This is a genomic window from Actinoplanes sp. GCM10030250, assembly GCF_042666575.1.
Classification (GTDB): Bacteria; Actinomycetota; Actinomycetes; order Mycobacteriales; family Micromonosporaceae; genus Actinoplanes.
Map to the genome: position 1 here is coordinate 128,883 of NZ_JBHTDO010000017.1, position 14,311 is coordinate 143,193.

Below are 14,311 nucleotides of genomic sequence, written 5' to 3' on the forward strand. Positions count from 1 at the left end.
CCATCGTCACACGGGACGGACTCCGGAGGGGCGCCCGTCCCGTGTTGCCGGATCAGCTGGTGCGAGCCACCCCGATCGGGCAGGTCATGCCGTTCGGGCCGTGGTTGCAGTAGCCGCCCGGGTTCTTGGCGTCCGACAGATACTGCTGGTGGTAGTCCTCGGCGTAGTAGTAGTTCGACAGCGGCTTGATCTCGGTAGTGATCTCGCCGTGGCCCGCCTTCGACACCACCGGCTGGAAGGCCTCCCGCGAAGCCTGCGCGACAGACGCCTGCTCAGCCGTAGTCGTGTAGATCGCGGACCGGTACTGCGTGCCCACGTCATTGCCCTGGCGCATGCCCTGGGTGGGGTCGTGGTTCTCCCAGAAGGCCTTCAGCAGGTCCTCGTAGCTGATCTTGCTGGGGTCGTAGACGACCTGGACCGCCTCGGTGTGGCCGGTGGTGCCGGAGCAGGTCTCCTCGTACGTCGGGTTGGCGGTGAAGCCTCCCGCGTAGCCGACGGATGTCGAGTGCACGCCGGGCAGCTCCCAGAAGATGCGCTCGGCGCCCCAGAAACAGCCCATTCCGAAGACGGCCAGCTCATAGCCCGCAGGCCAAGGTCCCTTCAGCGGGGTGCCGAGAACGGTGTGGGTGTCGGCGACCCGGATCTCGGTGTCGCGGCCCGGCAGGGCGGTCTCGGCGGTGGGCAGATCCAGCTTCTTGTGCCGCAGGAACACGGTCACTCCCTTCGTCCGGTATCCGTAACGCTGAGGCGCAGGTATTCCTTACCAATGGCGTCGGCGATCCCGGTCGCCTCGTCGTCGCTGTCGTACTTCCGGCGGGGCCAGAAGAAGCCGCGCAGGCCGTCGCCCTTGGTGCGGGGTACGACGTGGGTGTGCAGGTGCGGCACCGACTGGGAGACGATGTTGTTCTGGGCGATGAAGGTGCCCTGCGAGCCGAGTGCGGCGGGCACGGCGGCCGCGAGCAGCTGGACAAAGCGAAAGTAACCCGGCAAATCGGCGACGGGGAGATCGGTCAGCTGGACGATGTGCGGGCGCGGGACGACAAGGACGTGTCCCTTGAAGACGGGGCGGACATCGAGGAAGGCGACTCCGGACGGGGAGGACGCCACCGGGAAAGCCGCGACGGTCCCCGCCACGATGCCACAGAACACGCAGTCGGCCACCAGGTGAGACTAGCCTTGCGGAACATGACGGCTAACAGCTACGGGTTCGACACCCTTGCCATCCATGCCGGCCAGGAGCCGGACCCGCGGACCGGCTCGGTGGTGCCACCCATCTATCAGACGAGCACCTACGCCCAGGACGCCGTCGGCGCTCCCCGCCTGGGTTATGAGTACAGCCGGTCGCAGAATCCGACTCGCGACGCGTTGCAGGAGTGCCTTGCGGCCATCGAGGGCGGGCGTCGCGGGCTCGCTTTCGCGAGCGGTCTGGCAGCCGAGGACACCCTTTTGCGTACGGTGTGCCGGCCGGGAGATCACGTCGTCATCCCGAACGACGCGTACGGCGGCACGTTCCGCCTGTTCAGCAAGGTGGCCGAGCGGTGGGGCCTGGACTGGACGGCCGCCCCGCTCGACGACCTGGACTCGGTGCGGGCCGCGTTCCGCCCGGGGCACACCCGGCTGATCTGGGCGGAGACCCCGACCAACCCGCTGCTCAACATCGCGGACATCGCCGCGCTGGCCGGGCTGGCCCACGAGTACGACGCGATGCTCGCCGTGGACAACACGTTCGCCTCGCCCTACCTGCAGCAGCCGATCGCGCTCGGCGCCGACGTGGTGATCCACTCCACGACGAAGTATCTGGGTGGACACTCTGATGTGGTGGGCGGCGGCCTGGTCACCGCGGGCGAGGACCTCGGCGAGGAGCTGGCGTTCCACCAGAACGCGATGGGTGGCGTGAACGGTCCCTTCGACGCGTGGCTCACCCTTCGTGGCATCAAGACCTTGGGTGTACGGATGGACCGGCACTGCGACAACGCCGAGCGGATCGTCGGGTACCTGCGGGAGCACCCGGCTGTCGGCCAGGTCCTCTACCCGGGTCTGGAGACGCACCCCGGTCACGAGACGGCGGCCAAGCAGATGAGCCGGTTCGGCGGGATGGTCTCGTTCCGTGCGGCCGGTGGGCCGGAGGCGGCGATCGCGATCTGCAACAGTACGAAGCTCTTCGTGCTCGCCGAGTCGCTCGGTGGAGTCGAATCGCTCATCGAGCACCCGGGACAGATGACACATCTGTCGGCTGCGGGCTCAGCGCTTGAAGTTCCCGCCGATCTCGTGCGACTGTCTGTCGGCATCGAAACCGTTGACGATCTGCTCACCGACCTCGAGCAGGCGCTCGGATGAGGTAAACCGCGAGCGTTCGCTCGGAAAAGGCCGATGCCGAGCAGTCGCTCGGACAAGACTGACACCGGAGATCAGGGCATGGACGCGACGACCTGGGTGGGAGCCACCGCCAAGCAGATCGCCCGGGCAGTGCGCCGTGGCGATGCGAGCGCCACCCAGGTCGTGGCGGACCATCTGGAACAGATCGGCATCTCCGACCCGGCGCTCGGCGCCTTCCGGGTGGTTCGCGGCGTCGAGGCGATCACCGAGGCGGAGAAGGTCGACGACCAGGAAGACCTGGCCAACCTGCCGCTGGCCGGCGTGCCGGTGGCGGTCAAGGAGAACACTCCGGTGGCCGGGCTGCCGACCTGGCACGGTTCGGCCGCCGCGCGGACGCCCGAGGTGGCCGAGGTCGATCACGAGGTGGTCCGGCGGCTGCGGGGTGCCGGTGCGGTGGTCGTCGGCGTCACCAAGATGCCGGAGATGGGTCTCTGGGCGCTCACCGACGACGCCGACGGGACGACCCGCAACCCCTGGGACCTCGACCGGACCCCGGGCGGGTCGTCCGGTGGTTCGGCGGCAGCGGTGGCGGCCGGGCTGGTGCCAATCGCGCAGGGCAACGACGGGCTCGGTTCGATCCGGATCCCGGCGGCCTGCTGCGGCCTGGTCGGGCTGAAGCCGGGCCGGGGCGTGGTGCCCGTCGACTTCGGCGACAAGGACTGGTTCGGCCTGGTGGAGAACGGCGTCCTGACCACCACGGTGGCCGACGCGGCACTCGGCTTCTCGGTGCTGGCCGGGCAGACCCCGCCGAAACTGGTCGAGCCGTCGAAACTGCGCATCGGCGTCTCGCTGCGATCTCCGGCGGCCGGTGTGAAGCCGGACGAGTCGAACGTCTCGGCGGTCAGCACCGCGTCGAAACTGCTCGTCGACGCCGGCCACGACACGGTCACCGCCGACCCGCGCTACCCGACCGGGGTCGCCCTCGGCGTGCTGGCCACCTGGTTCGCGGGTGCCTACGTGAACTCCGAAGGCCTGCCGGTGCGGGAGCTGCAAGCGCGTACGCGACACCACATCCGGCTCGGCAAGGCGGCGATGCGGGCCGGGCTGGTCCGGCAGAAGCAGCGTGACACCTGGCGCGAGCGGTCGATCCAGTTCTTCGCCGACCGCTCCATCGACCTGCTGCTCACCCCGGCGCTGGCCACCGCGCCCCCGCCCGCCGACCAGTACTCGTCAGCACCCTGGCGCAAGAACATGCTGGTGAACGCCGCCTACGCGCCCTACGCGGCGCCCTGGAACTACGCCGGCCTGCCCGCGATCGTGATCCCGGTCGGATTCCGGCCCGACGGGCTGCCGCTGGCGGTGCAGCTCGTCGGCCCGCCCGACTCGGAGTTGCTGATGCTCGCGGTCGCCGGCCAGTTCGAGGTCCTCAACCCCTGGCAGCGGCACGCCCTCGTGTGAGGCGGAGGGTGCCGTCCGGTGAAGATCAGGTGGCACGATAGGTGTCCATGACCGCCGCGACACCGCTGGACCTGCTCACCCTCGCCGACGTCGAGGCCGCCCGTGATCTGCTGACCGGGGTGGCGATGAGGACGCCGCTGATCACCTCGCGTCCGCTGAGTGAGGTCACCGGGGTGCCGGTGTGGCTCAAGTGTGAGAACCAGCAGAGGGCCGGTTCGTACAAGGTGCGCGGCGCGTACACCAGGATCTCGCGTCTCTCGGACGCCGAGCGTGCCCGCGGTGTGGTCGCCGCCAGCGCGGGAAACCACGCGCAGGGTGTGGCGCTCGCGGCGGGCCTGCTCGGTACGCGGGCCACCGTCTTCATGCCGGAGGGTGCTCCGCTGCCGAAGGTCTCGGCGACCAAGGGGTACGGCGCGGCCGTCGAATACGCCGGAACCAGTGTGGACGACGCGCTGGAGGCGGCGAACGACTTCGCCCGCAGCACGGGGGCGATCCTGATCCACCCATTCGACCACCCGGACGTCATCGCTGGTCAGGGCACCGTCGCGCTGGAGATTCTGGAGCAGTGCCCGGAAGCCACGACGATCGTGACGGCTGTCGGCGGTGGCGGGCTGATCTCCGGGCTAGCGGTCGCGGCCAAGGCGCTCCGGCCGGACATCCGGATCGTCGGGGTGCAGGCGAGCGGTGCCGCCGCCTATCCGCCCTCGCTGGCCGCCGGACGGCCCCGCAAGCTCGACAGCTGCGCCACGATCGCGGACGGTATCGCGGTCATGCGGCCGGGTGACCTGACGTTCGCACACGTGGCGAAGCTGGTCGACGAGATCGTCACGGTCACCGACGAGGACCTGTCGGCGGCGTTGCTGGTGCTGCTGGAGCGGCACAAGATGGTGGTCGAGCCAGCCGGCGCTGCCGGGGTCGCGGCGCTGCTGACCGGCGCATACACGCCGATGAGCGGCCCGGTGGTGGCGATCCTGTCCGGCGGCAACATCGACCCGATGCTGCTGCTGCGGGTCATCGAGCACGGCCTGGCGTCGGCCGGCCGGTTCCTGCGCCTCGCGGTGCGCTGCACGGACCGGCCGGGACAGCTGGCCCGGCTGCTCCGCGAGATCGCCGAACAGCGGGCCAACGTCGTCGACGTGAACCACTCGCGGCAGAGCCCCCGGCTCAGCTTCGGCGAGGTCGAGGTGGCCCTGTCGGTGGAGACCCGGGGACCGGCGCACTCGTCGGCCCTGATCAGCGCACTGCGCGATGCCGGCTACCGGGTGGCACTGCTGGCCGAGGCGACACCGTGACGTGCGGCGGTGTGCTTTAGCCCGTACCCCTGCATGGTCTTGAATGGGCTGAGAGCTCGCGGCAACGGCCGCGAGCTCTCCGGAAAGCCGGGGAATCAGCCAAGGCTGGAGGATCAGCCCTCGAAGGCGCCGAACTCGACGACGGTGACCTTGATGTCGGCGCCGCTCGGGGCCGTGTAGGTCACGGTCTGGCCGGGCCGGGCGCCGAGGATCGCCTTGCCGAGTGCCGATTCGGGGCTGTAGACGGTCAGGGTCGTGGTGGAGGAGATCTCCCGCGAGCCGAGGAGGAACGTCTCGGTGTCGGCCTGATCGTCGTCGAAGTAGATGGTGACCACCGAGCCGGGGCCGACCGAGTCGGCGACCTGGACCTCGCCGACCTCCGAGTTGCGCAGGAACTCCTTCAAGTAGAGGATCCGGCCCTCTTGGCGGCTCTGCTCCTCGCGGGCGGCGTGGTAGCCACCATTCTCGCGGAGGTCGCCCTCCTCGCGGCGAGCGTTGATCTCCGCTGCGACCGCCGGACGGTTCGCGATCATCTCGTCGAGTTCGGCCTGTAGCCGGTCGTAAGCGTCCTGGGAGAGCCAGGTCTTGGGCGCCTCGGAACTGGACACGGTCGATCTCCTTGCTGGAACGGGGCGGAAATTCTGCTGGAACGGGGCGGAAAATAGCCAGTCAAAACACGCGGGGATTCGCGACTAGTTGAACGCAGCGAATCACAAAGCTTACCAGCGGTATGCACACCGACACGTTCGTCGATGGCGCCGGATCTTGAACAGGTCCAGAATCAGCTAGTCGGCCGCGCGGCAGCCCATCACGTCGCCCACCGACGCCCGGGCCTTCGTCGCCACCGACTCGCTCACCTCGACCGAGCCGCCGCCCTCCGGAGCCGGGATCAGCACGGCTCGGCGCCCGACCTCGAACCCGTCGTAGTCGCGGGCCCGGAGCATGCAGGAGGCCGTGGCGTTCTCCGGGACCCGGACCCGGAACTGGATCACCAACTCGGCGTCCGACGGCTCGCTCCAGCCGATGATGTCGGCGGTGTAGTCGGTCTGACCGAACTTGTCGTAGTACGCCACGGAGAGTCCGAGAATGCCGACCGCGAAGACCGCCACCGCGAGGATCGGCGCCCAGCGGCGGTTCCGGCCGTCGCGCCGGCGACCGTACCGGCCGGGCGGGAAGACCGGCGCTGTGGCGTGCGTCTCGCTCACCTGACGACCTCTCGTGCGTTTGTTGTCGGTGGGATCGGCCAGAATGGCAGGGTCCATCTTCGCAGCCGAACCCGGCGTGCCGACCACCGGCCGGGTCGAGGGAGAAATTCGTGGCTGAGCAGTTGCGCCTGATGACCGTGCACGCGCACCCCGACGACGAGTCGAGCAAGGGTGCCGCCACCATGGCGAAATATATTGCTGAGGGCGTCCAGGTGCTGGTCGCCACGTGTACCGGCGGGGAGCGGGGCAGTGTCCTCAACCCCAAGATGGACCGGCCCGAGGTGCTCGCCGACATCACGAACATCCGTCGTGCCGAGATGGCGAGGGCCCGCGAGATCCTCGGCGTCGACCAGGCGTGGCTGGGTTTCGTCGACTCCGGCCTGCCCGAGGGCGACCCGCTGCCGCCGCTGCCCGAGGGCTGTTTCGGCCTGCAGGACCCGGAGGAGGCGGCCAAACCGCTGGTCAAGCTCATCCGCGAGTTCCGGCCGCACGTCATGACGACGTATGACGAGAACGGCGGCTACCCGCACCCCGACCACATCATGTGCCACAAGGTCTCGGTGGCGGCGTTCGAGGCGGCCGGCGACCCGGAGCGCTATCCGGAGCTGGGCGAGCCGTGGCAGCCGTCGAAGCTCTACTACAACTCCGGCTGGACCCGGGCGCGGATGCTGGCGCTGCACGAGGGGATGCTCGCCGCCGGCCTCGAGTCGCCCTATGCGGAGTGGCTGGAGAAGGCGTCGGACCGGGCTGACCGCGGCGACAAGATCACCACCCGCATCGAGTGCGGCGAGTATTTCCACGTCCGCGACGACGCGCTGCGGGCGCACGCCACCCAGGTGGACCCGGACGGTTTCTGGTTCCACATCCCGCTGGAGCTGCAGCAGAAGGTGTGGCCGACGGAGGATTTCGAGCTGGCGCGGTCGCTCGTCGACAGCCCGGTTCCGGAGTCGGACCTGTTCGCCGGGATCCGGGAGAAGGTCGACGCGCACTGAGGGGGATCTGGAAGAGGGCTGACGCTCGCTCAGCAGTAGGCTGAGGGCGTGGACGTCTTCGCGGTCAACAACTTCGGTGACACCCGATCGGGCGGCTTGGCCGGTCCGATGGGGTTGTTCCTCATCGTCCTCATGTGCATAGCGACTGTCTTGCTGATTCGCAACATGAACAAGCGGATTCGTCGGCTTCCCGACAGTTTCTCGGATGCCAAACAGCGGGATGGTGTGGCAGACATCGCCCGGCTGGACACCGATGCCGATCGATCCAGGGCGGCGGCGTCTGCTGACGTCGAGAAGAATCGATCAGTGCAGGCCGCGGGCGGTGCGGATGCCCAGGATGGTGCCGTCACGGACGGGAAAGACAGCTCCGCGGCGGGCGGCGGCACCTCCAAGGATTGACTCCCGGAAGGCTCGGTGCCGTCCGGGCGGTTTCCTCCCCGAGGTGCCCAGCATCCCGTCTGGGGTCCGTCAAGCCCTGTTGCGTTCATCGGGATTGATTTAGCCTTCCGCCCGGGGGCCGCACGGCCCCGGGACCCTGTGCGGAAGGGGGCGCTGACATGCACATAGTCAGGCTCCGGGTCTCCGCGGAGCATCTGCACGTGCATCTTCCTGTGCACGTCCTGTGGATGCCGTCATGACCTCCCCAACACGCACCCAACCGGTCCGCGTGCTCACCATCGTCGTGGTGGTCGCCGCGCTCGCCGCCGTCGTGCTCGGCGCCCTGCAGCCGGTGGACCGCCCGGTCGACCGCCCGCTCTCCCCGCTCGACGGGGTGTGCGTGGCAGCCGTGCTGGCGGCCATCGCACAGCTCGCCGGTCTCCGGTTCCGTCTCGGGCCGGACGCGGTGTCGGTGAGCTGGGCCGAGGCTGCCGTCGTTGTCGGGTTCGTCGTCGCACCGGCCGGCTGGCTGCCCGCCGCCACCCTGGCCGGCACCGGTCTCGCCTGGCTCCTGCTCGCCTGGCTCACCGGGCTGCGCAACACGGCCGAGGTCGTCCACCTGGTCGCCTCGATGACACTGGGCGTGGCCGGCGCCGCACTCATCACCTCCCTGCTCGCCGGCGACGCGCCGGTGAACAGCGCCCGGCTGCACCTCGCCCTGGTCGCCGGAGCGGTCACCTACCTGCTCATCACGTTCGGCCTGGTGGTGCTCACCCTCGCGCTGCACCGGGATGTCGCGCCGGGGCAGATCGCCACCCGGGTGCTCTACGCCAAACTGCCGATGTCTGTCGGCAACGTGCTGGTGGGCCTCTGTGCCGTGTTCGCGCTGGCCCGGGAGCCGCTCTGGCTGCTGGCGTTCGGCCCGGCACTCTGGCTGCTGCACCGCACCTATCGGTTCCACCTGCGCGCCGCCGAGGAACGCCGGATGTGGGAGGCGTTCGCCGTGGCGACCGCCCGGCTCCCCGGCACCAGCGAGGCCGACGTGGCCCGCGCGGGGCTGCGCGGCGCCCTCGACGTGTTCGGTGCCCGGCGCGCCGAGCTGGAGGTCCGCACCGACAACGGCCACCGGCGGTACGCGCAGGACGGCCCCGGTCACCAGGACGAGCCGGGCACCCGGTCCGGCCCGGCGGTCACCCGGAGCATGGCGGTGTCCGGCCGCCCGGTCGGCGAGCTGACGGTCTGGCTCGGCGAACCCAGCCTGCCGGTGCCGCAGGACGACGCCGCGATCACCGCCTACGGTGAGGCGCTCGCCGGTGCACTGCACGACGTCGCGGCGCACCAGCGGATCGTCGAGCTGGACGCTCGCGCCGCCCATGACCGGGTGCACGACCCACTCACCGGTCTGATCAACCGGCTGTCGTTCGGCCCGGTCGGCGACCCGGTGCTGCGCGCCGTCGACAGGGGCCGGCACGTGGCCGTCCTGCTGCTGGACGTGGTCGACTTCCGCCAGGTCAACAGCACCCTCGGGCATCGCGGCGGTGACGAGGTGCTGCGGCTGGTCGCCGGGCGCCTCACCGATCTGGCGCGGCCGGGTGAGGTTGTCGCGCGTACCGGGGACGACGAATTCGCGCTGCTGGTGCCGGAGATCGCGGCGCTGACCGACTCGGCGGGCTGGCCGCACGGCGAGTCGAGCCCGCTGCCGGCGACCCTGCGCCGGGCCCGGGAGCTGGTGGAGACGCTGCGGTTGCCGATGGAGGTGGCCGGCGTACGCCTCGCGGTCGAGGTGACCGTCGGCGTGGCGGTCGCCGGTGCCGGGCAGATCGAGGTCAGCGAGCTGCTCCGCCGGGCCTCCCTGGCCGTCGGGCGGGCCAAGGAGCTGGGCATCACCGTCGGCACGTACGACAGCGGCCAGGACGCCAGCAGCACCGATCAGCTCGCCCTTCTCGCCGAGCTGCAGGACGCCTTCGTCGCCGACGACCAGATCGTGCTGCACCTGCAACCGGCCGTCGACCTGGTGACGGCGGCACCGACGGGTGTCGAGGCGCTGGTCCGCTGGCGGCACCCGCGGCGAGGCCAGCTCTCGCCGGGCGACTTCCTGCCCGCGGTCGAGCGCAGCGAGCTGCTCATCCCGTTCACCCGCCGGGTGCTCGACCTGGCGCTCGCCGCGGCGGCGAACTGGAACGCCAGTGGCATCGACGTTCCGGTGTCTGTGAACGTGTCCGCACGCAGCCTGACCGACCCGACCTTCCCGGCACAGGTGACGGAAGCGCTGCGCCGGCACCGTACGCCGGCCTCCCGGCTGGTCCTGGAGATCACCGAGTCGGTGGCGGTGAGCGAGCAGGACATCGTGGACGAGGTGCTGGCGCGCCTGCGGTCCTCGGGTGTTCAGGTCTCGCTCGACGACTTCGGCACCGGGTTCTCGTCCCTCGCCTCGGTCACCCGCATGCCCGTCGACGAAATCAAGATCGACCGGTCGTTCGTGGACGAGATGATCGACTCGGCGGCGGCCGGGGCGGTCGTCCGCGGTGCGGTCGAGCTCGGGGCGCGGCTCGGCGTCCGGGTGGTCGCCGAAGGCATCGAGACGGTGGAGCAGCGGGCCGCTTTGATCGCGCTCGGCTGCCCGTCGGCGCAGGGGTATCACTTCTGCAAGCCGATGCCGGCCGACAAGATCGTGCAGGCGTTGTCGCAGCTGGCTGCGGCGGCTCCGTCGAATGTCACGCAGTTGCGGGCGGACGGCGCTTCCTGAGCGGTTGGCGCTTCGATCCCGGACGGCTCCCCCGCCGGAAGCGGATTCGGTCGGGCCAGGCGCTGTTCCGACTGCCGTGAAACAACACTGGACGCCAGCTGAGGCTTTGCGGCTGGCGCCCAGCGGTCACAAATCGGGCACGAGGCACCCCTGAGCGCCAGCTGAGTCGACCGGCTGGCACTCAGCGGTCACAAAACGGGCACGAGGCACCCCTGAGCGCCAGCTGGGCCGACCGGCTGGCACTCAGCGGTCACAAATCGGGCACGAGGCACCCCTGAGCGCCAGCTGGGCCGACCGGCTGGCACTCAGCGGTCACGAAACGGGCACGAGGCACCCCTGAGCGCCAGCTGGGTTGACCGGCTGGGCGTCAGAGCTGTGTCAACGTCGACCGTGAGGCAGCGCTGGGAGCCGAGTTCGAGGCCGGCCTGGGGCGGTTTCGACGCCGGCCCGCGCGCAACACGCCGGGAGGAGCAGCAGGCGAGACCAGCAGCAAGGCGAAAGGAGCGGCAAAGCGAGAGGCCTGGAATCCGCAAGGGCGCGGGCACGAATTCACGCGCGCGATCGAAAAAAGTCGACATGTCAGTACATCTCACTGACACTCGGACATGACCCACAGTGGGAGGTGGATCATGTCACTGCGTCACAACAACGAGGACGAGTTGTCCTCCTGGGATCTGGCCGAATACCTCTTACAGCAGGGCCGCGCGATGATGCGCGAAGCCGAGACTGCGATGGAGACCTGGCGGACCGGCAAGGAGATGAACCGGCAGCGGTGTGCGCGCCGCGGGATCAGTGCCACGGACGCCGACCTTCGGTGGTCGGCGTCGGACACTGCCAAGAACGCGATCACCAACAACAACTTCCACGTCAGCCTCGCCACGATGTATTACGGCGCCGCCACCGCCAACTACGCCCGGGCGCAATACCTACGCGGCCGTGACCGCAGCCGCACCTGACAAAGGCCGCAGCCGCACCTGACAAAGGCCGCAGCCGCACCTGACAAAGGCCGCAACCGCACGTAACAGAGGCCTACTCCTCCGGAGCGTCGTGCTCGGCAACCGGTGCAGCCGGCGGCCGGGGCGTCTCGGCCTGCGCCGGTGACGCCGGCACCGCGAGGGCCAGCCCCAAAACAGCACCCGCGCCGATGAGGCGCAGGCCGGCCAGCGAGACGGGACGACGTTCGGACTTCTCCTCCATGCAGCACTCCCCAACCATCACGACATCACAACGACCGGCCACCACGATGACATCGGAACCTGAGACTCCCCTGTGTCAGAGCCCCGGAAGAGGGCACCATTGACTTCGTGGAGATCGCCACCGAGACCGAGCGCAAATACGACGTCCCCGAGTCCTTCGAGCTTCCTGACCTGGTCGGTGCGGCCGGCATCGCCAGCGTCGACGAACCCGAGATACATGATCTCGATGCAACGTATTTCGACACCGATGACCTGCGGCTGATGAAAAACCGCCGGACGCTTCGGCGGCGTACCGGTGGGAACGACGCAGGCTGGCACCTGAAGACGCCCGGTGACGGTGACGGGCGTACCGAACATCGGGTGCAGGGCGGTGCCGACACGGTGCCGGACGAGCTGACGAACATCGTCCGGATCATCGTCCGGCGGGAGCCGCTCAAGCCGGTCGCGCGGCTGTGCACGCACCGGGTGGAGACGCCGCTGCGCGACGCCAAGGGCCGCACACTTGCGCTGGTCGCGCAGGATCAGGTGCGGGCCGAGTCGGACGGCGAGGTGACCTCCTGGCAGGAGGTCGAGGTCGAGCTGGTCGACGGCAGCGCGGTGCTGCTCGACGCGGTCGAGGAGGCGTTGATCGCCGCGGGCGCGCGTCCGGCGGCGGGGCCTTCCAAGGTGGCGCGGGCGCTCGCCGGGCGACTTGCCGCGAGCCGATCAAAAAAGGTCAACGGCAAGGTCAACCCCGTCTTTCGGTACGCCCGTGAGCAGCGCGACGCCATCCTCGGTTACGACCCCGCGGCCCGCCGTGGCGAGGAGGAGGGCGTGCACAAGATGCGTGTCGGCACCCGCCGCCTGCGCAGCACGCTGAAGACCTACCGGCGGTGGTTCCCGGAGAACCAGGTCGCTGACGAGCTGCGCTGGCTCGCCGGGATGCTGGGTGCGGTCCGCGATCCGCAGGTGCTGGAGGAGAAACTGCTGGCCGGGGTGGAGCAGTCCGGGCCCGAGTTCGAGCCGGCCGCGCAGCGGATCAGGCACAGCCTGGACCATCGGATCGCGAAGGGGCGCGACGAGCTTGCCGAGGCGCTCGACTCCGACCGCTACCTGGATCTGCTGGACCGCATCGACGAGCTCGTCGACGCGGAGCCGCCGAAGGCCGGCGACCCGGTGAAGCGGGCCCGCAAGGTTCTCCAGAAGGCCGACGACGAGCTGGACGTCGCGATGGCTCACGGCGTCGACGAGGAGATCCACGAGGCGCGCAAGGGCTTCAAGAAGGCGCGGTACGCCGTCGAGCTGATCGCACCGGAGGCCGGCAAGCCCGCCAAGGAGCTGGTGAAGGCGCTCACCGCCCTCCAGGACGGCCTCGGCGCACACCAGGACTCCACCGTCGCCCGCGAGATCCTGCGAGAACTGGGTTCCGACAGTTTTCATTTCGGCGTGCTGTATGGCAGGCAGGAACAAGTGGGTAAAGAGACGCTGGCAGCTGTGCCCGCGATGGTGCGGGCCTCCCGGCGCAAGAAGGTACGGCGGTGGCTGGCGAAGACATGAGTACCGACATGGACCTCGAACGCGACGACTTGACCACGCTCCCCTACGAGGGCCCGATCGCCGAGCTGAGCGGCTATCGAGTGGTGGACGACGAGGACGACGATCCGCAACTGTTGAAGGCTGACGGCAGCCCGGTCGACACCTGGCGCGAGGACTACCCGTACGACGAACGGCTCCCTCGCATCGGGTACGACCATGACAAACGGCTGCTCCAGATCGAGCTGCTGAAGCTGCAGAACTGGTGCAAGGAGACCGGGGAGCGGCTGCTGATCCTGTTCGAGGGCCGGGACGCGGCGGGCAAGGGCGGCACGATCAAGCGGTTCATGGAGCATCTGAACCCGCGTGGCGCCCGGGTCGTCGCCCTGGAGAAGCCGAACGAGAAGGAAAGCACGCAGTGGTACTACCAGCGTTATCTCAAGCACCTTCCCGCCGCCGGTGAGATCGTGCTCTTCGACCGCTCCTGGTACAACAGGGCCGGCGTGGAGCGGGTGATGGGCTTCTGCAGCCGCGCGGAGTACCTGGAGTTCATGCGCCAGACACCGGAGCTGGAGCGGATGCTCGTCCGCTCCGGCATCCATCTGGTGAAATTCTGGTTCTCGGTGACCCAGAGCGAGCAGCACACCCGGTTCGCGATCCGCCAGGTCGACCCGGTCCGCCAGTGGAAGCTCTCCCCCATGGACCTGGAGTCCCTCGACAAGTGGGACGACTACACCGAGGCGAAGGAGGCGATGTTCTTCTACACGGACACCGCCGACGCGCCGTGGACCGTGGTGAAGAGCAACGACAAGAAGCGGGCCCGGCTCGAGGCGATGCGGCACGTGCTGCACCGCTTCGACTACAACGGCAAGGACCCGCAGCTGGTCGGCACCCCGGATCCGCTGGTCGTCGGCCCCGCCTCGCTGGTAGTGGAAAGCACCGAGATGTCGCCCCGCGTATTCCCTCGCCTGTAGTGATCTAAATTCGTTGGCACGGCCCTCCCGAAGTGGTTAACGTGGCCGTACACGTGAAGGGAGGTGGTCCGAAGTTGTATAGCAACGGGACTCGTGAGGTGGCTGTCCGCTAGCCGCTGTCCTTGACAGCTTCGTTATTGAAGTAAGACGTCGAGACCGTGTGGCAGCGGCCCGGCGAGTACCAGACAGCCACCCGACCCCAGGGGATCCGGCCTAGTCCGACCGGACCTCGCCCGCGCTAG

Annotated in this window: 14 protein-coding genes; 9 read left to right on the plus strand and 5 right to left on the minus strand. The window is 69.2% G+C overall.

Features of this window, described 5'->3' with window-relative positions:
• Positions 1-52 precede the first annotated feature (52 nt).
• Positions 53-712, minus strand: coding sequence for a peptide-methionine (S)-S-oxide reductase MsrA (msrA, locus tag ACFQV6_RS22350; RefSeq protein WP_378029483.1), 660 nt, complete (start codon positions 710-712; stop codon positions 53-55).
• Between the two features lie 2 nt (positions 713-714).
• The gene (locus ACFQV6_RS22355; RefSeq protein ID WP_378029484.1) at positions 715-1,161 is read right to left on the minus strand and encodes an HIT family protein; all 447 of its coding nucleotides are present in this window, start codon (positions 1,159-1,161) and stop codon (positions 715-717) included.
• 24 nt (positions 1,162-1,185) lie between these two features.
• On the opposite strand from ACFQV6_RS22355, the gene ACFQV6_RS22360 reads away from it, so the two are divergent.
• From ACFQV6_RS22360 to ilvA, 3 genes are all read left to right on the plus strand, one after another.
• Entirely contained in the window at positions 1,186-2,337 is a 1,152-nt protein-coding gene (locus tag ACFQV6_RS22360) for a cystathionine gamma-synthase (RefSeq protein WP_378029485.1), read from the plus strand.
• Positions 2,338-2,415: 78 nt separating this feature from the next.
• Positions 2,416-3,774 (plus strand): amidase, encoded by a 1,359-nt coding sequence (locus ACFQV6_RS22365; protein ID WP_378029540.1) that lies wholly within the window; start codon positions 2,416-2,418, stop codon positions 3,772-3,774.
• A gap of 47 nt (positions 3,775-3,821) precedes the next feature.
• Positions 3,822-5,066 carry a threonine ammonia-lyase gene (gene ilvA, locus ACFQV6_RS22370; protein WP_378029486.1) on the plus strand — a complete coding sequence of 415 codons (1,245 nt, stop codon included), beginning with the start codon at positions 3,822-3,824 and terminating at the stop codon, positions 5,064-5,066.
• 113 nt (positions 5,067-5,179) lie between these two features.
• On the opposite strand, the gene greA is transcribed toward ilvA, so the two are convergent.
• Both greA and ACFQV6_RS22380 read right to left on the minus strand, forming a co-directional pair.
• Positions 5,180-5,674, minus strand: coding sequence for a transcription elongation factor GreA (greA, locus tag ACFQV6_RS22375; RefSeq protein WP_378029487.1), 495 nt, complete (start codon positions 5,672-5,674; stop codon positions 5,180-5,182).
• 177 nt (positions 5,675-5,851) lie between these two features.
• On the minus strand, positions 5,852-6,271 hold the full coding sequence (locus ACFQV6_RS22380; RefSeq protein WP_378029488.1) for a DUF4307 domain-containing protein: 420 nt from the start codon (positions 6,269-6,271) through the stop codon (positions 5,852-5,854).
• A gap of 110 nt (positions 6,272-6,381) precedes the next feature.
• Between ACFQV6_RS22380 and mca the strand changes: the two genes are divergently transcribed.
• The 4 genes from mca to ACFQV6_RS22400 all read left to right on the plus strand — a co-directional run bounded on the left by mca (position 6,382) and on the right by ACFQV6_RS22400 (position 11,343).
• Entirely contained in the window at positions 6,382-7,263 is an 882-nt protein-coding gene (gene mca, locus ACFQV6_RS22385) for a mycothiol conjugate amidase Mca (protein ID WP_378029489.1), read from the plus strand.
• Between the two features lie 108 nt (positions 7,264-7,371).
• The gene (locus tag ACFQV6_RS22390) at positions 7,372-7,662 is read left to right on the plus strand and encodes a hypothetical protein (protein WP_378029541.1); all 291 of its coding nucleotides are present in this window, start codon (positions 7,372-7,374) and stop codon (positions 7,660-7,662) included.
• Positions 7,663-7,897: 235 nt separating this feature from the next.
• Positions 7,898-10,387: a putative bifunctional diguanylate cyclase/phosphodiesterase gene (locus tag ACFQV6_RS22395; RefSeq protein WP_378029490.1), complete on the plus strand. Its 2,490-nt coding sequence runs from the start codon at positions 7,898-7,900 to the stop codon at positions 10,385-10,387.
• 629 nt (positions 10,388-11,016) lie between these two features.
• The gene (locus ACFQV6_RS22400) at positions 11,017-11,343 is read left to right on the plus strand and encodes a hypothetical protein (protein WP_378029491.1); all 327 of its coding nucleotides are present in this window, start codon (positions 11,017-11,019) and stop codon (positions 11,341-11,343) included.
• Positions 11,344-11,416: 73 nt separating this feature from the next.
• On the opposite strand, the gene ACFQV6_RS22405 is transcribed toward ACFQV6_RS22400, so the two are convergent.
• Positions 11,417-11,584, minus strand: a complete 168-nt coding sequence (locus ACFQV6_RS22405; protein WP_378029492.1) for a hypothetical protein — start codon at positions 11,582-11,584, stop codon at positions 11,417-11,419.
• 107 nt (positions 11,585-11,691) lie between these two features.
• Here ACFQV6_RS22405 and ACFQV6_RS22410 point away from each other — a divergent pair, with 107 nt between their 5' ends.
• The gene (locus ACFQV6_RS22410; protein ID WP_378029493.1) at positions 11,692-13,119 is read left to right on the plus strand and encodes a CHAD domain-containing protein; all 1,428 of its coding nucleotides are present in this window, start codon (positions 11,692-11,694) and stop codon (positions 13,117-13,119) included.
• Positions 13,116-14,069: a polyphosphate kinase 2 gene (gene ppk2, locus ACFQV6_RS22415; RefSeq protein WP_378029494.1), complete on the plus strand. Its 954-nt coding sequence runs from the start codon at positions 13,116-13,118 to the stop codon at positions 14,067-14,069. Before ACFQV6_RS22410 ends, ppk2 begins: the two co-directional genes overlap by 4 nt.
• Positions 14,070-14,311 lie beyond the last annotated feature (242 nt).